Source organism: Micromonospora sp. NPDC051924 (assembly GCF_055586005.1).
Genome location: NZ_JBVJJA010000030.1, coordinates 1 through 17,476, shown reverse-complemented (window position 1 = coordinate 17,476; position 17,476 = coordinate 1). Strand labels below are relative to the sequence as shown.

Annotated in this window: 19 protein-coding genes; 11 read left to right on the top strand and 8 right to left on the bottom strand. The window is 71.6% G+C overall.

Annotated features, from left to right (window positions below):
- Window positions 1–14: 14 nt before the first annotated feature.
- From ACZ6S5_RS22800 to ACZ6S5_RS22775, 6 genes are read left to right on the top strand one after another with little or no spacing between them, the layout of a single operon-like run.
- Window positions 15–1,037 (top strand): ABC transporter substrate-binding protein, encoded by a 1,023-nt coding sequence (locus tag ACZ6S5_RS22800; RefSeq protein WP_466003461.1) that lies wholly within the window; start codon window positions 15–17, stop codon window positions 1,035–1,037.
- 4 nt (window positions 1,038–1,041) lie between these two features.
- Entirely contained in the window at window positions 1,042–1,863 is an 822-nt protein-coding gene (locus tag ACZ6S5_RS22795; RefSeq protein WP_466003460.1) for an ABC transporter ATP-binding protein, read from the top strand.
- A 25-nt stretch (window positions 1,864–1,888) separates the two neighbouring features.
- Window positions 1,889–3,040 carry a Gfo/Idh/MocA family protein gene (locus ACZ6S5_RS22790; protein WP_466003458.1) on the top strand — a complete coding sequence of 384 codons (1,152 nt, stop codon included), beginning with the start codon at window positions 1,889–1,891 and terminating at the stop codon, window positions 3,038–3,040.
- Window positions 3,037–4,200 carry a dihydrodipicolinate synthase family protein gene (locus ACZ6S5_RS22785; protein WP_466003457.1) on the top strand — a complete coding sequence of 388 codons (1,164 nt, stop codon included), beginning with the start codon at window positions 3,037–3,039 and terminating at the stop codon, window positions 4,198–4,200. The genes ACZ6S5_RS22790 and ACZ6S5_RS22785 overlap by 4 nt, the downstream gene beginning before the upstream one ends.
- The gene (locus ACZ6S5_RS22780; protein ID WP_466003455.1) at window positions 4,197–5,036 is read left to right on the top strand and encodes a sugar phosphate isomerase/epimerase family protein; all 840 of its coding nucleotides are present in this window, start codon (window positions 4,197–4,199) and stop codon (window positions 5,034–5,036) included. Before ACZ6S5_RS22785 ends, ACZ6S5_RS22780 begins: the two co-directional genes overlap by 4 nt.
- A complete protein-coding gene (locus ACZ6S5_RS22775; RefSeq protein ID WP_466003454.1) occupies window positions 5,036–6,130 on the top strand; it encodes a glycerate kinase in 1,095 nt (364 codons plus the stop codon). The genes ACZ6S5_RS22780 and ACZ6S5_RS22775 overlap by 1 nt, the downstream gene beginning before the upstream one ends.
- Window positions 6,131–6,147: 17 nt before the next feature.
- On the opposite strand, the gene ACZ6S5_RS22770 is transcribed toward ACZ6S5_RS22775, so the two are convergent.
- Entirely contained in the window at window positions 6,148–6,828 is a 681-nt protein-coding gene (locus ACZ6S5_RS22770; protein WP_466003452.1) for a hypothetical protein, read from the bottom strand.
- A 76-nt stretch (window positions 6,829–6,904) separates the two neighbouring features.
- Here ACZ6S5_RS22770 and ACZ6S5_RS22765 point away from each other — a divergent pair, with 76 nt between their 5' ends.
- The gene (locus ACZ6S5_RS22765) at window positions 6,905–7,546 is read left to right on the top strand and encodes a GNAT family N-acetyltransferase (protein WP_466003450.1); all 642 of its coding nucleotides are present in this window, start codon (window positions 6,905–6,907) and stop codon (window positions 7,544–7,546) included.
- A 56-nt stretch (window positions 7,547–7,602) separates the two neighbouring features.
- Here the strand turns inward: ACZ6S5_RS22765 and ACZ6S5_RS22760 are convergent, their stop codons facing one another.
- Window positions 7,603–8,367: an alpha/beta hydrolase gene (locus ACZ6S5_RS22760; protein WP_466003449.1), complete on the bottom strand. Its 765-nt coding sequence runs from the start codon at window positions 8,365–8,367 to the stop codon at window positions 7,603–7,605.
- Between the two features lie 165 nt (window positions 8,368–8,532).
- Window positions 8,533–8,988: a hypothetical protein gene (locus ACZ6S5_RS22755; protein ID WP_466003447.1), complete on the bottom strand. Its 456-nt coding sequence runs from the start codon at window positions 8,986–8,988 to the stop codon at window positions 8,533–8,535.
- Window positions 8,989–9,114: 126 nt separating this feature from the next.
- On the opposite strand from ACZ6S5_RS22755, the gene ACZ6S5_RS22750 reads away from it, so the two are divergent.
- Complete coding sequence (locus ACZ6S5_RS22750; RefSeq protein WP_466003445.1) at window positions 9,115–9,663, top strand: YciI family protein; 549 nt, start codon at window positions 9,115–9,117, stop codon at window positions 9,661–9,663.
- A 72-nt stretch (window positions 9,664–9,735) separates the two neighbouring features.
- A complete protein-coding gene (locus ACZ6S5_RS22745) occupies window positions 9,736–10,914 on the top strand; it encodes an SGNH/GDSL hydrolase family protein (RefSeq protein ID WP_466003443.1) in 1,179 nt (392 codons plus the stop codon).
- A gap of 52 nt (window positions 10,915–10,966) precedes the next feature.
- On the opposite strand, the gene ACZ6S5_RS22740 is transcribed toward ACZ6S5_RS22745, so the two are convergent.
- The 3 genes from ACZ6S5_RS22740 to ACZ6S5_RS22730 form a co-directional block, all read right to left on the bottom strand.
- Window positions 10,967–11,527, bottom strand: coding sequence for a GNAT family N-acetyltransferase (locus ACZ6S5_RS22740; protein ID WP_466003441.1), 561 nt, complete (start codon window positions 11,525–11,527; stop codon window positions 10,967–10,969).
- A 131-nt stretch (window positions 11,528–11,658) separates the two neighbouring features.
- A complete protein-coding gene (locus ACZ6S5_RS22735) occupies window positions 11,659–13,041 on the bottom strand; it encodes a hypothetical protein (protein WP_466003439.1) in 1,383 nt (460 codons plus the stop codon).
- Complete coding sequence (locus ACZ6S5_RS22730) at window positions 13,038–13,544, bottom strand: SigE family RNA polymerase sigma factor (RefSeq protein WP_466003437.1); 507 nt, start codon at window positions 13,542–13,544, stop codon at window positions 13,038–13,040. Before ACZ6S5_RS22730 ends, ACZ6S5_RS22735 begins: the two co-directional genes overlap by 4 nt.
- A gap of 127 nt (window positions 13,545–13,671) precedes the next feature.
- Here ACZ6S5_RS22730 and ACZ6S5_RS22725 point away from each other — a divergent pair, with 127 nt between their 5' ends.
- On the top strand, window positions 13,672–14,238 hold the full coding sequence (locus tag ACZ6S5_RS22725) for an RNA polymerase sigma factor (protein WP_466003435.1): 567 nt from the start codon (window positions 13,672–13,674) through the stop codon (window positions 14,236–14,238).
- Complete coding sequence (locus ACZ6S5_RS22720) at window positions 14,235–15,314, top strand: hypothetical protein (RefSeq protein ID WP_466003433.1); 1,080 nt, start codon at window positions 14,235–14,237, stop codon at window positions 15,312–15,314. Before ACZ6S5_RS22725 ends, ACZ6S5_RS22720 begins: the two co-directional genes overlap by 4 nt.
- 39 nt (window positions 15,315–15,353) lie before the next feature.
- Here the strand turns inward: ACZ6S5_RS22720 and ACZ6S5_RS22715 are convergent, their stop codons facing one another.
- Window positions 15,354–16,367, bottom strand: a complete 1,014-nt coding sequence (locus ACZ6S5_RS22715) for a hypothetical protein (RefSeq protein ID WP_466003432.1) — start codon at window positions 16,365–16,367, stop codon at window positions 15,354–15,356.
- A 279-nt stretch (window positions 16,368–16,646) separates the two neighbouring features.
- Window positions 16,647–17,129 (bottom strand): hypothetical protein, encoded by a 483-nt coding sequence (locus tag ACZ6S5_RS22710; RefSeq protein WP_466003431.1) that lies wholly within the window; start codon window positions 17,127–17,129, stop codon window positions 16,647–16,649.
- Window positions 17,130–17,476 lie beyond the last annotated feature (347 nt).

Here is a 17,476-nt window from a genome sequence, read left to right as displayed (position 1 = left end):
GGAGAACCCGTCCCGTGAAGTTGCGCACCCTCGTCGCCGCCCTCGTGCCGGCGCTGATACTGACCGTCACCGCCGGCTGCGGCTCGTCGTCCTCGGGCGAGCAGGCCAAGAACGCGCAGGGCCTGGACAAGGTCACCCTCACCCTCAACTGGTACCCGTACGGCGAGCACGCCCCGTTCTACTACGGCAAGAAGAAGGACATCTTCGCCAAGCACGGCATCGACCTGACCATCCAGGCCGGGCAGGGCTCGCAGAAGACGATCCAGGCCACCGCCGCCGGGCAGACCGACTTCGGCTGGGCCGACACCCCGGCCCTGCTGTCCGCCATCGGGCAGGGCATGGACGTCAAGAGCGTCGGCGTCTTCCTGCAGACCACCCCGTCGTCGGTGCAGTTCTTCAGCGACAAGAACATCAACTCCCCCGCCGACCTCAAGGGCAAGACCATCGCCTCCACCGCCGGTGACGCGCTGAGCAAGACGTTCCCGGCGTTCCTGAAGGCCAACGGCCTGGCCGCGACCGACGTGACCCTGCAGAACACCGACCCGGCCGGCAAGATGGCCGCGGTCATGTCGGGCAAGACCGACGCGCTGCTCGGCTTCGCCACCGACCAGGGCCCGACCATGCAGGAGAAGTCCGGCAAGCAGGTCTCCTACCTGAAGTTCGCCGAGCACGGCCTGACCTTCTACAGCAACGGCCTGATCGCCTCGTCCGACACCATCAAGAACAAGCAGGACCTGGTGAAGCGGATGGTCGCGGCCAGCAGCGAGGCCTGGGCCGCCGCCGAGAAGGACGCGGCCGGCGCCGTCACGGCGATGCAGGGGGCCTCCCAGCAGCTGCCGTCGGAGAAGGTGCTCACCGACCAGTTCAACGCCACCCTGCAGCTGCTGCACACCGACGCCACCAAGGGCCAGGCACCCGGCGTCAACGACGAGGCCGACTGGCAGAAGACCATCACCGTCTTCGCCGACGCCGGTGTGATCACCAAGGCGGAGTCGCCGTCGAAGTACTGGGACGCGAGCTTCTCGCCGAAGGGATGATCCGATGACGGTCGGCAACACCACCACGCAGCGACCCGACGACGCCACCAGCACCGGCGCCGCCGTCGAGATCGACCAGGTCGCGGTCCGCTTCCGTACCAAGAAGAAGGACGTCACCGCGCTGCGCGACGTCTCGCTGCGGATCGAACCGGGCGAGTTCGTCTCGATCGTCGGCGCCTCCGGCTGCGGCAAGTCGACGCTGCTGAAGCTGGTGTCCGGCCTGCTGCGGCCCTCGTCCGGCGAGGTCCGCCTGCACGGCGAGGACGTGCGGGGGCCGCGGCGCGACATCGGGTACGTCTTCCAGCGCGCCGCGCTGCTGGAGTGGCGTACGGCCCGGCGCAACATCCTGCTCCAGGCGGAGATGCGGCGCCTGCCGAAGGCGCAGGTGCGCCAGCGCGTCGACGAGCTGATCGCGATGACCGGGCTGACCGGCTTCGAGGACGCGTACCCGAACGAGCTGTCCGGCGGGATGCAGCAGCGCGTGGCCCTGTGCCGCGCGTTGCTGCACCGCCCCCCGGTCCTGCTCATGGACGAGCCGTTCGGCGCGCTGGACGCGCTCACCCGGGAGCAGATGAACGTCGAGCTGCGGCGGATCTGGCGGGAGACCGGCACCACCGTCCTGCTCGTCACCCACTCCATCGCCGAGGCGGTCTACCTGTCCAACCGGGTGATCGTCATGACCCCTCGACCCGGCACCGTCGCCGAGGTCATCGACGTCGACCTCCCTGTCGAACGTGACTACGGCCAGACCATGTCGGAGCCGGAGTTCGCGCGCGCCACGGGACGCATCCGGGACCTGCTGGGTGCGACGACGACCGCCGAGTAACACCGGACCTGGAAAGGGAAACACTGTGGAGCGCACGTCTATCGGGATCATCCTCAACGGGGTGACCGGGCGGATGGGGTACCGCCAGCACCTCGTCCGGTCCCTGCTGGCCATCCGAAAGCAGGGCGGGCTGCCGGCCCGCGACGGCAGCGTCATCTGGCCGGAGCTGACCCTGGTGGGCCGCAACGAGGCCAAGCTCGCCGAGATCGCCGCCCGGCACGGGCTGACGTCGTACACGACGGACCTGGACGCCGCGCTCGCCAAGGACTCCCACCAGATCTACTTCGACGCGCAGGTCACCGCGCAGCGGGAGAAGGCGATCCGCGCGGCGATCGAGGCCGGCAAGCACGTCTACACCGAGAAGCCCCTGGCCGAGGGGCTGACCGGATCGCTGGAGCTGGCCCGGCTCGCCGCGGCCAAGGGCATCAAGAACGGCGTGGTGCAGGACAAACTGTTCCTGCCCGGGCTGCGCAAGCTCAAGCGGCTGGTCGACGGAGGGTTCTTCGGCCGGATCCTGTCGGTGCGCGGCGAGTTCGGCTACTGGGTGTTCGAGGGTGACTGGCAGGACGCCCAGCGGCCGAGCTGGAACTACCGCGCCGAGGACGGCGGCGGCATCACCGTGGACATGTTCCCGCACTGGCACTACGTGCTGGAGCAGATCTTCGCCCCGGTGACCGCGGTGACCGCGCACATCGCCACCCACATCCCCGAGCGGGTCGACGAGACCGGACAGACCTACCGGGCCACCGCCGACGACGCCGCGTACGGCATCTTCGAGCTCGCCGGCGGCATCACCGCGCAGATCAACTCGTCCTGGGCGGTGCGGGTGTACCGGGACGAGCTGGTCGAGTTCCAGGTCGACGGCACCCGCGGCAGCGCCGTGGCGGGCCTGCGGGAGTGCCGCATCCAGCACCGGGGCGCCACGCCGATGCCGGTGTGGAACCCGGACCTGCCGGTCACCGAGCCCTTCCGCGCCCAGTGGCAGACCGTGCCCGACAACGAGGACTTCGACAACGGGTTCAAGGTGCAGTGGGAGGCGTTCCTGCGGCACGTGGTCGACGACGAGCCGTTCCCGTGGGACTTCATGGCCGGCGTGCGCGGCGTGCAACTCGCCGAGGCCGGCCTGCAGTCGGCGCGGGAGGGACGCCGGGTGGAGATCGAGGAGATCACGCTGTGACCGCTCGAATTTCCCTGCCCACCCCCGGCGGCAGTAGCGAGACCCTGACGCTGCGGGAGCCGGCCGGCTGGCAGCGGCCGGCCGGCCCGCCGGCCAGCCGGATCGCGTACGCGGCGGCGCACGTGGTCGCCGACCCGCACGCCGACAACGCCCCCGGCCAGCCCGCCCGGCTGGACTGGGACGCCACCCTCGGGGTACGCCGCAACCTCTGGTCGTGGGGACTCGGCGTCGCCGAGGCGATGGACACCGCCCAGCGCGGCATGGGCCTCGACTGGACCGCCACCCGGGAGCTGATCCGCCGCAGCGCCGCCGAGGCCGCCGCCTGCGGCGGACGGATCGTCGCCGGGGCCGCCACCGACCAGCTCACCGGCGTGCCCGACACCCTCGACGAGGTCGTCACCGCGTACGCCGAGCAGGTCTCCTTCGTGCAGGACTGCGGCGCGACCCCGGTGGTCATGGCCAGCCGGCAACTCGCCGCCCTCGCGACCGGGCCGGACGACTACCTGCGCGTCTACGAGCAGGTGCTGCGGGAGACGAGCAGCCCGGTGGTGCTGCACTGGCTCGGCGACATGTTCGACCCCGCCCTGGCCGGCTACTGGGGGTCGGCCGACCTCGACGAGGCGACCAAGACGTTCGTGGCGCTGATCCACGCCCACGCGAACGTCATCGACGGGGTGAAGGTGTCGCTGCTCGACGCCGCCCGGGAGGTCCGGCTGCGCGAACTGCTGCCGCCCACCGTCAAGGTGTACACCGGCGACGACTACCACTACCCCGAGCTGATCGCCGGCGACGGCGGGCAGTTCAGCCACGCCCTGCTCGGCGCGTTCGCGGCCATCGCCCCCGCCGCCTCGGCGGCCCTGCAACGCCTCGACGCCGGCGACACCGCCGGATTCCGGGACATCCTGGACCCCACCGTGCCGCTGTCCCGGCACGTGTTCGCCCCACCGACGCAGTACTACAAGACCGGCATCGCGTTCCTGGCCTGGCTCAACGGCTTCCAGCCCGGCTTCACCATGGTCGGCGGCCTGCACAGCGGCCGCAGCGTGCCGCACCTGGTGCAGACGTTCCGACTCGCCGACGCCGCCGGGCTGCTGCTCGACCCGGACCTGGCCGTCGAGCGGATGCGCCGCTACCTGACCGTCGCCGGGGTGACGGCATGACCGGCGTCGACCCGCGGCTGGCCCGGCTGTCGCTCAACCAGCGCACCACCGAACGCTGGTCGGTCCGTGACGCCGTCGAGGGCTGCGTCCGGGCCGGCATCCCGGCGATCGGGCTGTGGCGTGAGCCGGTGGCCGAGATCGGGGTGCCCGCCGCCGCGAAGCTCGTCGCCGACGCGGGGCTGCGGGTGTCGTCGCTGTGCCGCGGGGGCTTCCTCACCGCCGACGGCGAGGCCGGCCGGGCCGCGCTGCAGGACAACCGGCGCGCCATCGACGAGGCCGCCGGGCTGGCCACCGACTGCCTGGTCATGGTGGTCGGCGGGCTGCCGCCCGGGTCCCGTGACCTGATCGGCGCCCGGCAGCGGGTCGCCGACGCGCTCGCCGAACTGGCCCCGTACGCGGGCGAGCGGGGCGTCCGGCTGGCGCTGGAACCGCTGCACCCCATGTACTGCGCCGACCGGGCCGTCCTGTCCACCCTCGGGCAGGCGCTCGACCTCGCCGAACCGTTCCCCGTCGCACAGGTCGGCGTCGTGGTCGACACCTTCCACATCTGGTGGGACCCGGACGTGTGGCGGCAGATCGAACGGGCCGGCGCCCGGATCGCCAGCTTCCAGGTCTGCGACTTCCTCACCCCGCTCCCGGCCGACGTGCTGCTCGGCCGGGGCATGATGGGCGACGGCCACATCGACTTTCCGCCGTTTCGGCGGGCCGTCGAGCAGGCCGGCTACACCGGCGACACCGAGGTGGAGATCTTCAACGCCGAGGTGTGGGCCACCGACCCGGACGAGGTCCTCGCCACCATGAAGGACCGCTACCTCCACCTCGTCCTGGCCGACTGATGCGCGTCGTCGTCGCACCGGACTCGTTCAAGGGCAGCATCACCGCCGACCACGCCGCCCGCGCCCTCGCGCGGGGCTGGCTCGCCCACCGGCCCGCCGACGACGTACGGCTGATCCCCCTGGCCGACGGCGGCGAAGGCACGGTCGACGCCTTCGCCGCCGCCCTGCCCGACGCACAGCGCCGCACCGTGACCGTGCCCGGACCCGACGGCCGGCCGGTGACCGCCGCCTGGCTGCTGCTGGCCGACGGCGCGGCGGTGCTGGAACTCGCCCAGTCCAGCGGACTGCCGCTGATGGCCACCCCCGACCCGCTCCACGCGCACACGTACGGGCTCGGCGCGGTCGCCCGGGCCGCCCTCGACACCGGGGCCACCCGCCTGGTCATCGGCCTCGGCGGCTCCGCGTCCACCGACGGCGGCACCGGGGCGCTGCGCGCACTCGGGCTACGGCTGCACGACGACCAGGGTCGGGACCTGCCGCTCGGCGGCGCCGCCCTGACCCACCTGACCCACCTCGACACCAACGAGCTGCTACCCGCGCCGCCCGGCGGGGTGCGGCTGCTGGTGGACGTCACCGCGCCGCTGACCGGGCCGGCCGGCGCCGCCGCCGTGTTCGGACCGCAGAAGGGCGCCGGACCGGCCGACGTGACGCTCCTGGACGCCGCGCTGCGCCGGCTGGCCGAGCTGGCCGGCGGCGACCCCGACGAGCCGGGCGCCGGCGCGGCCGGCGGCACCGCGTACGGGCTCGCCGCGTTGTGGGGCGCGCAGATCGTGCCCGGGGCGACCACCATCGCCGAACTGGTCGGACTGGCCGACGCGCTCGCCGGCGCGGACGTGCTGCTCACCGGCGAGGGACGGTTCGACGAGACCTCGCTGACCGGCAAGGTGGTCGGGTCGCTGCTGGAGACGGCCGCGTCCACTGCCGTACGGGTGGGGGTGGCCGCCGGACAGGTCAGCGGGCCGGTGCCGGCGTCCGTGTCGACGGCGATGTCGCTGGTGGAGCTCGCCGGGACGGTCGAGGCGGCGCTGAACGACCCGGCGGGCCTGCTGGTCGAGGCCGGTGGCGTGCTGGCCGGCCGGTTGGGCGACGGGTAGCTCGTCCGCCGGTGCCGCTACGTCGCCGCGATCGGGTAGCCGATCGCCGCGATGTCCTGCTGGAGGTCGGCGACGGTGAGTTGCGGGTTCAGGGCTTGTACCACGGCGTCGGTGAGCGGCTGCTGGGCGACGACATGCTCGACAACCGCCCGATCCACGTCGATCTCGTAGTAGTCCCCGGCGAATTCGACGAACCGGTCGATGACGTCGTCGAGCAGAACCTCGAGCAGGCCCGAACCGTCCGGCCCGATGTCGTCGTACGGTCCGCGCAGCGGCGGAAAGGTGATCCCTGCACCGGCGTGCCAGTGGTCGTCTCCGGTCAGCCGCCACAGCACCGCCGTGGCGAGGAACTGCCCCGTCTCATCGCAGAACGCGGGTTCCTCCAGGTGCGGACGCATCAACACTGGGATGCCGTCGATCAGACCGGGCCACAACTCGTGATCCGGATCGCGGTAGGGCGACATCGCCGATTCGTGGTCGAAGACCCGGACGAACGCGCCGTCGGCGGAGAACACGACGGCCCACTCGTCACCGCTGCCGTTGCTCATCAGCGCTGCCTCGTCGTTGCCCCATGCCGTCGTGTAGGCGTAGTAGGGCGCCCCGCCGTCGATGATGCGTTCCAGCACGGCCAGCGCCTTGCAGCGCTCACGCAGCACGTCGATGGTCGGCAGGCCGGCGGCGATGTCGTACGCGGTCACCGGGTGACCCTACGCCGGCAGGCGCTCGTCTCGAACTCGGTAGCGTGGTGCCGGCTTTGTCGTCAGGATCGGGGCTGTGCTTGCTGACCTGTGGCCCCTGTACGGCCTGACCATCGTCACGCCACGACTGGAACTCCGCCTGCCCTACGAGGAGGAGTTGGTGGCACTCGCTCGCCTGGCCGCCGGCGGCGTGCACCGGGCGGACGAGCGTCCGTTCCTGACCCCGTGGGCCGAGGGCAGTCCCGAGGATCGGGCGCGGTTCGTCCTGCAGGGTCACTGGAGCCAACTGGCAGGGTGGAGTCCGGCGGCGTGGCGCCTCGGACTCGCGGTCTTCCACGACGGGGATCCGGTCGGCATGGTCGCCCTTCGCGCCCGCGACTTCGTGGTTGTCCGCGAGGTCACGACCGCCTCGTGGCTGGGGATCGACCACCAGGGCAAGGGTTACGGGACCGAGGCCCGGGTGGGTCTGCTCACGCTGGCGTTCGACCACCTCGGCGCGCGGGCGGCGCTCAGCGAGGTGTTCCAGGACAACCACGCCTCGCAGAAGGTGTCCCGCAAGCTCGGCTACGAGGCCGACGGCATCTCGGTCGACGCGCCCGGCGACGAGGCCGTCGTGTCCGACCGGCTCCGGCTCACCCGGCAGCGGTGGGCTCAGCAGGAGCATCCCGGCGTGAGGGTTGAGGGGATGGCCGCCTGCCGGCCGATGTTCGGCCGGTGACGGCGGGCGGTGGTATCGGCGCCCGACTGGCGGGCCGGGCGCCGACACCGCTCACGTCACGCCGGCGAGGTGAGTGCTCGGCCGAGGTGTCGGGCGAAGAACCGGACCGCGCTGTCGGCCTCGAACCTGGGCAGCTCCTTGTGCCTGCCCGCGTTGGCGTGCAACGTCTTCTCCTCGGAGGCGAAGGCGTCGAACAGCGCGAGACCGGACTGGCGCGGGATGTGTTCGTCGTCCCACTGCAGCATGAACTCGATCGGGATGGTGATCTGCTTCGCCTTCTCGGCCAGGCAGTCGGGCCAGTGGAGACCGAAGACCGCGGCGGTGATCCTGGGTTCGATCGCCGTGAGCGGCACTCCGATCGCCGTGCCCATGTTCAGGCCGAAGTAGCCGACCGGCCCGTCGGCGCCGATCTCCGGAAGTCCCTGGAGGGCGTCCAGGGTCGCCTGCCACTCGGGCACGGCGCGCTCCGCCAGGTGGGCGTTGTACCGCACGACGATCGGGCCTTCCGGCTCGCCCGCCGCCCTGGCCTGGTAGAGCGCGGCGATCTCCTGCTCGTCGTGCGCCGTACGCGGCCGGTCGCCGTGGCCGGGCGCGTCGATGACGGCGACGTGGAAGCCGCAGCCGGTCACGATGCGGTGTGCCCGGCCCGTCATCGCCGGCCACCTCTTGTGCGTGCCGCCACCGTGACCCATCAGTACCAGAGGTGCGCGCTCGGCGCCGGTAGCCGGCGAGAAGAGCACGCCGGGTACCTCGCCCACGGTGAAATCGCGTTCGACCATGCCGTTCGACGACGACTCGGCGGTGAACTGCAGAGAGTGCATAGATTTGTTGCCTTTCGGGAGTGCCTTGTTGTCGAGGCGCTCCCGGCGACACCTACGTCAATCGCCCGACCGTGACGACGAGAGGGAGCACCCACACGGGTACAGCGTTCATGGGTCTCACCTCCTCGGGCTGGCACGGTCGCCCGCAAGCTACCAGCCCGAGCATCATCCCGACCAACCCATTTCCTGGACCCAGGGTGGGCGGTATCGGCCCAGGTAGTCGCGGGCACGGGGTAACGGGTCCCGCCAGTACCGGTCCGGCATGCGGGAGTGGTGCTGCTCGCAGAACTCGGCGAGGCTCTCCCTGATCGGGACGCGCTCCAGCGGGCGGCCTTCGAAGTCGGTGTTGACCGCCAGCAGGTGCGGCTCAGGATTCCAGCCAGAGTGGTCGAACGCCCAGCCATCCCAGACCGCATAGACGTGGAAGACCTGCCACTCGCCGGCGAAGCGCACGCCCGCTATGTCGATCGACCGGTCCGGATGAGATTCCCGGCAGACCCAGGCGAGGATGTGACAGGCTCCGGCGGCGAAGAAGGCCTGGTCCGAACGTTCCCAGGCCACGCGCTGGTCCGATCGCTCGATCGCTGTCCGACGGAACACGCCCGCTGCCCTGGCTGCCACACCCTCGACGGTAGTGGATGACCGCCGAACCCCTCTGGATCAACGAGACAGGTTTCCGGGGCCGTGGCACGGGTCGGTGACACCCGTCGGCATCGGTGTCCGGCGTGGGGGTCAGACTTTCGAGGCATGGAGTTCTTCTGCTACCACCGCGACCGGCCCGGCTCGAGGGCACTGCGCGACGAACTGCTGGAGGCGCACTGGTCCTACATGGACCGGTACTTGGACGGAATGATCGCTCGCGGCCCCACCTTCGCCGACGACGGCACGCCCAGCGGCAGCGTGCACATCGTCGACCTGCCCGATCCCGCCGCCGCCCGCAGCTTCGCCTTCGACGAACCCAACTACCAGGCCGGCGCGTACCGGGACGTGCTGCTGCGCCGGTGGCGCAACGCGCTGGGCCGTACGATCTGGGACTTTCCCGGCGGCCGGACCGACGGCAACCGGTATCTGGTGCTCGGCCTCGGTGCCGGACAGGCCGCCGACCTCGCGGTGTCGGCCGAGCGGGATGAGCTGATCGCGTACGGGCCGCTGCTGTCCGACGACGGCGACACCTGGCTCGGCACGGCGGCGCTGGTCCGGGCGCCGGACCCGGACACGGCGCGCGCCGTGCTGACCCCGGACCGGTACGCCGACATCGAGGTGCACAACTGGCGGTTCGGCGGACGCCCGTCCTGACCCGGCTGCCCGCAGTAGCGTGCCGAGGCCCCGGGATACCGACCGGCGCCGGGATTTGGCAGGGTGAGGATCATGGCACCGACAGCTGGCTGGATCACCACCCCGATCACCGCGGAACTGCTGCGCGGCGCGCTCGACCTGGAGCGCACCGAGCATGGCGTGCTGCCGCACCGGCTGCCGGCCCGGGCCCGCGCGCAGAACGTCGACCCGCAGGTCGCGATGGCCGAGGCCATGCCGTCGGGCGTCAGGTTGGTCTTCCGTACCCGGGCCACCCGGGTCGAGCTGGACGTCCTCGCGACGAAGATGGTCTACCTCGGCGCTCCGCCCCGCCCCGACGGCCGCTACGACCTGCTGGTCGACGGCCGGCTGGTCGGCCAGGTCGCGGTGCGCGGCGGCCGGACGCTGACCATCGACATGACCATCGGCACGGCGACCACCGAGCCGGGTCCGGTCGGCACGCTGCGGTTCACCGATCTGCCGGCCCGGGAGAAGGACGTGGAGATCTGGCTGCCGCAGCGGGAGATCACCGAGCTGGTCGCGCTGCGTACCGACGCGCCGGTCGAGGCGCTCGGCGACCGGGGCCGCCGGGTGTGGCTGCACCACGGCAGCTCGATCAGCCACGGCTCCGACGCGGAGAGCCCCACCGAGACGTGGCCGGCGATCGCCGCCGCGCTCGGCGGCGTGGAGCTGACCAACCTGGGCTTCAGCGGCAGCGCCCAACTCGACCCGTTCACCGCCCGCGCGATGCGGGACACCCCGGCGGACCTGATCAGCGTGAAGATCGGCATCAACCTGGTGAACAGCGACGCGATGCGGCTGCGCGCGTTCACCCCGGCCGTGCACGGCTTCCTCGACACCATCCGGGAAGGACACCCCGACACGCCGCTGCTGGTCGTGTCGGCCATCCTCTGCCCCATCCAGGAGGACACCCCGGGCCCGGGCGCCGCCGATTTCAGCACCGGGAAGCTGCAGTTCAAGGCCACCGGCGATCCGGCCGAGCGGGCCGCCGGAAAGCTGACGCTGACCGTCATCCGCGCCGAACTCGCCCGCATCGTCGCCGCGCGGGCCGCCGACGACCCGCACCTGTACTACCTCGACGGTCGAAAGCTGTACGGCGAGGCGGACTTCGCCGAGCTGCCGCTGCCCGACCAGCTCCATCCGGCCCCGGCCGCGGACCGCCGGATCGGCGAACGGTTCGCCGAACTCGCCTTCGGTTCCGAGGGGCCCTTCGCCGCGCCGGCACTCTCCTGAGACGCCGGCTCATCCTGGGCAGCGGCGGCGCTCCCCGCCGCTGCCCAGGTGGTCAGTTCGCGTTGTGCCACTCGCGGGCCAGCAAGCTGTAGACCACGAGGTCGCGGCGCTCGTCGGGGAAGGCCGCGCATTCCCGCAGGATGCCCTCCTGGGTGAACCCCAGGCGCTGGGCCACGCTGCGGCTGCGGCTGTTGTCGATGGTGGTCTGCAGGCCGACACGTTGCAGGCCGAGCGGCCCGAACGCGTGATCGAGCAGGGCGGTGAGGGTCCGGGTGACCAGTCCACGCCCCTCGAAGCCGGCGTCGAGCCAGTAACCCACCTCGGCCGACCGCGCCGGGCCGTCGATCACCAGGTTGGCCCAGCCGACCAGGCGCCAGCCGCCCGCCGCCTTCACCGCGATGGACAGCGGCAACTGGGATCCATCGAGCCACGCCTGTCCCGCCCGCTCCAGGTTCGCCCGCACCCCGTCCCGCGTCGGCGGCTCCTGGAAGGCGTCCGGAAACCAGCGGGCGAGCCGCTGGTAGTTGGCCTCCACCAGCGCGAAGTGCGCCTCGGCGAGCGCGGCCGTGCGCGGGATCAGGGCGACGTCGTCGCCCAGAAGCCAGGTGAACAACGCAGTGGTAACGGCAGACAATTCCGCTCCCAGATCGGTGACCGTGACCGAAATCGTAGTGTGACTGTCACCGGGACCCGGCCCGGTCCGGCTGGTGTCATGGCTTCGACCCCGCCCGGTCAACCAGCAGCTCATACCGTCTGATCCATTCGTGGCGGGCGACCACGAGTCGACAGACGTATCCGGCGCCACAGCAGGAGCGCGGCACCGAGGACGACGACGGCGATGACAGCGTTCACGACCCTCGGCCAAGGGCCGCGCTGCGGCCGCCCCGCGTACCGGACGGTCAGGTCGGGCAGCAGACCGGTGGCGACGTGCAGATCGAACAGCTGGCAGCTCTGGGTGCCGAACTCGCAGGTGCGACCGGTGTCGAAGCGCGACAGGGTCCGGCGGGTTCCGGCGCCGAGTTGCACCTCGGCCAGCGACACCTGACCTGCGGCGTTGATGGTCGCGACGACCACGTTGCCCGCCGAGCGCCAACCGAGCAGTTGCACCACGTCGGGGACCGGTGTGGGCGCCGTGCCGCCGCCCGCGACGGGCATGAACTGGACGTCGCCGACCTTCCACAGGAATATGCCGTGGCCGGTGTCGCCGCCGGAGGTGCCGTTGAATGGCCCATCCGAGAGCCAGGGCACGGTGGCGAGGAAGGTGCCGTCCGGTGACCAGCCGACGTCGGCCGCCAACTCGCGTCCGCGCGGGACAGGGACGGTGCCGTACTCGCGGCCGTCGAGGTCGACGAGGTGGACCGTCTGGCCGACCTGCACGGCGAGCCGGCGACTGTCCGGCGCGAACGCCGCCGTCCACGCCGGCTTGATCGCCGTCATTTCGCTGCTGCGTCCGGTCGACAGGTCGAGCAGCCGCAGCGTGCCGGTGCGGGCCACCTCGGGCTCGACGAAGTTGACGCTGCCGAACTCGCCGGAGCGGGTCAGCGGCGCGGCGCTGTACGCGACGTGACGGCCGTCGGGGGACCAGGCCAGCAGCCGTACGCCGACCGGCTCGCCGAGCGGGATCGACCGGCGCTTGCCGGTGGTCAGGTCGACAAGAACCAGGTCGGCGGTCGCGCCGCGCTCGTCGCCGAGCAGTACGCGGGTGCCGTCCGGCGCGAGCAACGCCGACGGCCGATTCCGTTCCTCCATGGCATCCACCCGCCGGTACGTGTCCCCGTCGGCCCCGACGACCAGTGACTGAAACATGTTGAACGTCTCGCCGTTGCCGTAGCCGTAGAGAGCGATCGCGCGGCCCGGCGGAGCCGACGTGATTGTGCTGGTGAGCATCGAGTACCCGGCGAAGCGGTTCGGCACGCTCGCCTTCGCGGCCGGGGCGGCCGGCCGGACGGGGATCTGGACGCCGGGCACGACCAGGGCAGCCATGAGGAGCACAACGACTGCCCACGCCCCGGCCACGGCGATCCGGTGGTGCCGGACCGAGCGGCGGCCCCGGGTGAGCACGGTGTCGAGGTAGCCGGGAGGCAGCGGCGGCGGATCGTCCGGCAGGGTGGCGAACAGGTCTCTCATGGCGCCTCCGACCCTCCCGGCACGTAGTTCGGCAGCAGGCGGCGCAGCGCCGCGATGGCGTACGAGGTCTGGCTCTTGACCGTTCCTGTCGAGCAGCCCAGCGCCGCTGCGGTCTGCGCGACGTCGAGGTCCTCCCAGTAGCGCAGGACCAGCACCGCGCGCTGCCCGCGGGACAGCCTGGTGAGCGCGGTCAGCAGGTCGATGCGGTGTTCGGCGCCGGCCAGAGGGGCCGTTGACGGTCCGATCAGATCGGCCACCGGCCGGACCCGCCGGGTCCAGGACCGCTCCCGCTCGGCCAGGTAGGCGTGGACGAGCATCGCCCGGACGTAGGCGTCGAGCGAAGCGGCTGCCGTCGCCTTGCGCCAGTGCTGGTACAGCGCGACGAGGCACTCCTGCACCAGGTCGTCGGCGGCCGACCACTGCCCGCACAGTCGGTACGCCAACCGCCGCAGCCACGGCATGCACGCCTGCACGTACTCGACGTACTCTCGTTCACTTCGCAACCCGGCCTCCCACCCACACTATGAGTGGCCCGGGGCCCATTTCGGTTGTGGCAGGTGATCAAAGTTGCGACGGACCTTTCCGGGCCGAGCCTGTCACGATCGGCGGTCGGCCGGACATGGGGTGTACGTGAGCTCCGGGACTGAGCACGAGGACCACTTCCGACGCGTCTACGCCGCCGACTTCGCGCCGCTGCTGGCGTACGCCGTGCGGCGGGTCGAGCAGCCCGAGGACGCGGCCGACGTCGTCGCGGAGACCTTCCTGGTGGCCTGGCGCCGCAGACATGAGATACCGCCCGACGGCGAGGCCCGGCTCTGGCTGTACGGCGTGGCCCGGCGCGTGCTGGCCAACCACCACCGCGGCGGCGTGCGCCGGCAACGGCTGGGTGAGCGGCTACGGCAACGGATCACCGCGGCCATCGCCGCCGACCCGGGCAACGAGGTGCCCGAACGGCTCGCCGTGCAGGCCGCGCTGGCCCGCCTCAACCCGCTCGACCGGGAGGTGCTGCTACTCACCGTCTGGGAGGGCTTGGCGCCACGCGAGGCGGCCACGGTCCTTCAGGTGAGTGCGGCCACGGTCCGTACCCGCCTGTCACGGGCGCGAGCCAGGCTGCGTGATCTCGTCGGTGACGATCTCGGCCCACCGGGACATGTACTCGACGTCCTGACCGCAGCGACCCCGAAGGAGGGCAGATGACCGAGGAGCACCTCGACCGGATGGTTCGAGACGCCGATCCCTACCGACCCGATGTCATCGGGCACCTCGACGGGGCGAAGCAGGCCCTCCTGGAGGAAATCATGTCCGAGCCGACGTCCGATCACGTCGCCGAACCGCCGCAACCGCTCCGCCGGCCGCGTCGCGGCGTCGTTCGGCGCTTCGCCGGCGCGCTGACCGCAGCCGCGGTCCTCACCGGCGTCATCGCCGTGTCCACCGTGCTGCGCGAGCAGCCCGACGACGACCAGGCCAACCCCACCGGTACGCCGAGCGCGGGTGCCGCCGTCGTCTACTCGCCGGTGGCGATGAAGGCCGCCGAGGAGAACCCGCGACTGCTCATCGACCAGCCCGGCTGGAAGGTGACCACCGTCTATGGGTTCGCCAAGCAGGAGGGGACCATCGCGTTCAGCAGAGGCGGGCGGCAGTTGGAGATGAACTGGTACCCGGCGAGCCAGCATGACGGCTACCACGCGGACCGGCTCAACGTCAGCGCCCCGGAGTCGGTGACGGTCGACAGCTGGCCGGGTGAGCTGTTCCGCTACGCCGACGACGACTTCGCGGTCATGTTGCGCCCCCGCGACGGTGTCTTCGTCGAACTGCGTGCCGGAGGCTGGAGCCGGAGCGAGTTCGACCAGGTTCTCACCCACGTCGTGCGTGTCGACGTGCGGACCTGGCTGGCCGCGCTGCCGCCGGAGGTCGTCACGCCGGAGCGGGTGGACGCCCAGGCGGCCAAGGTGCTCGCCGACGTGCCGCTGCCGCCGAACTTCGGCGTCGCCGCGCTGAACGTCGTCGGCACCAACGATTCCTACCAGTTCGGCGCCCAGGTGACGTCCCGGGTGGGCTGCGCGTGGATCGCCGAGTGGCTCCGCGCGGAGCGGGCCGGCGACGGTGCCGCGCGCCAGCGGGCCGCCGACGCGTTGCGCAGCAGCCACAAGTGGCGGGTACTGCACCAGATGAACGACGAAGGTGACTACCCGGAGGTGTTCTGGAGGACCGCCGACGAGGTCGCCGCCGGACACCCGCCGGCCGACTACGCCGACGCGCTGGGCTGCAACTGACCGTCGCACCCGTGGCACCGGCCTGGGCCACGCCGGCACTCACCCAGCCTGGGCTCCGGCGTGGCCCCCGTCGCCTCGGACCGCTTCCCGCTGCCGGTACGCCACCGGGCGGGCCTCGGCCAGGTTGCCCGCCCCGGTCACCGCGGCCAACATCCCGCCGATCGTCTGGGCCACCATCAGCAGGCCGAACCCGCCGCCGCCGGACGCCTCGAACGGACTCCCCGGGGCCAGCAGGATGACGAGCTGGTAGGCACCCCAGCAGAACATCGACCCGGCGCCGACCCAGGTGGCGGCAAGTGGCACCCAGGTTCGCAGGCCTCGCGGCCGGCGGGACACCAGGACGAGCAGTCCGAGCAAACCGGCCAGCGCGAGGGCGGCCGACGAGGCGTGCAGCACCCGTTGGGTGAGACTGGCGTCCAACGCACCGGGCAGGCCCGCCTCGCCGCCGGCGGCCCAGTACAGGCGCAAGGCCACAACGAGCGCGGTGAGCCCGCCGACGGCGACGGTGGCCAGGACCTGAACGCCGTGGGTCGGGCCCGGCCGGCGGGAGTCGACGGAGCCGCCCAGGATGGTGCCCCAGCGCGCCCGCAGGTGCAGCGCGAACGCGATGGCAAGGCCGATGCCCTGCAGGATGAATCCGCCGTAGACGACGCCGAACACCCAGCCCTGCAGGCCGGCGGCCGGCGCGTCGCCGGTGTCCGCGCCGCCGACCATGGTTCCGGCCAGGGACTCGGCCAAAAAGCCGAGCGGCGCGGCGATCATCACCGGGGCGAGCAGCCCGCTCGCGACCCACATGGGAAACAGCACCAACCACGCCGGCATCCGCCGCCCCCAGTGGTGAACGAGGGCCAACGCGAGCGCCGCGCTGGCGATCTCCATCCCCGCGGTGATCAGGTTGCCGACGACGAATGGCGTCGTGCGCATCAGGCCGGGATCGGTGACGCCGATGTCGCTGCCCAGCAGCCAGGCGGTCTTGATCGCGAGGTACGGCAGCATCGCCACGACGGTGGCGTACCCGACCACGAGCGGGAGGCGAGCGGAAGAAGTCCTCATAAGACTCAGCCTGGTCCGGCGCGCCGCCGGTAGCCTCCCGCCCGGGGCTGGTTGTGCTCCCCCGCGCGTGGGAGGACGAGACGTGGTGGATCCTGACGGCTGTCGGGTCTCATGGGTGTAGGCCGTGTTCGGGCTGCCGCAGTCTGATGGAGCGGCGTGGAATCACCGCCCGATGCGCCAGCGTCTGAACCTGTGTGAGGTCAGCGTCTCGCGGCGCACCGGGCGGTGGCTCGTTCCTGGACGGGCGGGTCGACAGCGAACGGGGCGGTAATCGTCCTGCTAGAAGGTCACGACGGGGGTCGTGAAGAAGTCGCCTCCAGGATTTCCCTGGTTGTTGACCGCCACGAACGCGCTGGTGGCGTCATCCAGGACCGGCTCCTGGTAGTTCGCATTCCCGTTGCCGGCAGCGTCGGTGGTCAGTGTCGCTTCCCCGGTGGTGAAGGGCTGGCAGTCCGAGTTGTCGGGCAGGATCTGGATCAGCCTGAAGTTGTAGGTCGTGTTGGGGGCGGCATTCCGGAGTGCCACCTCCATAATGAGCTTGTTCGATCCGGTCCTGATGATGACGGCAAAGCCGAAGGGCTGGGTCTGCTCAGGCCCGGCCAGCGTGCCGTCACAGTTTCTGTTGGTCGTGGTCAGCGGCACCTTCTGGGCGGGGGCGGCGGCCTGGGCCGGTGCGGCAAACCCCAGCAATGCCACGAGCCCTGCCAGCAGGGGCAGTACCAGCCGGCCGGGCCGCCGGCGTATCTGCGATGAAGGTGTCATCTCAGCCTCCTTGGTCACGCCCTGGTCGGCCGTGAACCGTCAGCCGACTGGACTATGCGAAGTTCCTGGATCGTTAGAAACTTAGCCATGCTTGAGGAGGTTGTCCGGCTTTCGGCGCAGATACGTGGTTCGTCCTCCGTTCGATTACCTCCGCAGTGCTACTCGGCCCAGAACGCCGACGGCGGCAGACTCCAGATGCGTTCCGGCTCCCGACGCGCCGCCGAATGTCGGGGGGGGGGGGGGGGGGGGGGGGGGGGGGGGGGGGGGGGGGGGGGGGTTGGGGTGGGGTGGGAGGGGGGGGGGGGGGGGGGGGGGGGGGGGGGGTGGGGGGGGGGGGGGGGGTTTGG

Excerpts from the sequence above, each read along its gene's own strand:
- ACZ6S5_RS22795 (WP_466003460.1), top strand. The coding sequence starts at position 1,042 with ATGACGGTCGGCAACACCACCACGCAGCGACCCGACGACGCCACCAGC.
- ACZ6S5_RS22780 (WP_466003455.1), top strand. The coding sequence starts at position 4,197 with ATGACCGGCGTCGACCCGCGGCTGGCCCGGCTGTCGCTCAACCAGCGC.
- ACZ6S5_RS22775 (WP_466003454.1), top strand. The coding sequence starts at position 5,036 with ATGCGCGTCGTCGTCGCACCGGACTCGTTCAAGGGCAGCATCACCGCC.
- ACZ6S5_RS22760 (WP_466003449.1), bottom strand. The coding sequence starts at position 8,367 with ATGCACTCTCTGCAGTTCACCGCCGAGTCGTCGTCGAACGGCATGGTC.
- ACZ6S5_RS22750 (WP_466003445.1), top strand. The coding sequence starts at position 9,115 with ATGGAGTTCTTCTGCTACCACCGCGACCGGCCCGGCTCGAGGGCACTG.
- ACZ6S5_RS22745 (WP_466003443.1), top strand. The coding sequence starts at position 9,736 with ATGGCACCGACAGCTGGCTGGATCACCACCCCGATCACCGCGGAACTG.
- ACZ6S5_RS22735 (WP_466003439.1), bottom strand. The coding sequence starts at position 13,041 with ATGAGAGACCTGTTCGCCACCCTGCCGGACGATCCGCCGCCGCTGCCT.
- ACZ6S5_RS22720 (WP_466003433.1), top strand. The coding sequence starts at position 14,235 with ATGACCGAGGAGCACCTCGACCGGATGGTTCGAGACGCCGATCCCTAC.
- ACZ6S5_RS22715 (WP_466003432.1), bottom strand. The coding sequence starts at position 16,367 with ATGAGGACTTCTTCCGCTCGCCTCCCGCTCGTGGTCGGGTACGCCACC.
- ACZ6S5_RS22710 (WP_466003431.1), bottom strand. The coding sequence starts at position 17,129 with ATGACACCTTCATCGCAGATACGCCGGCGGCCCGGCCGGCTGGTACTG.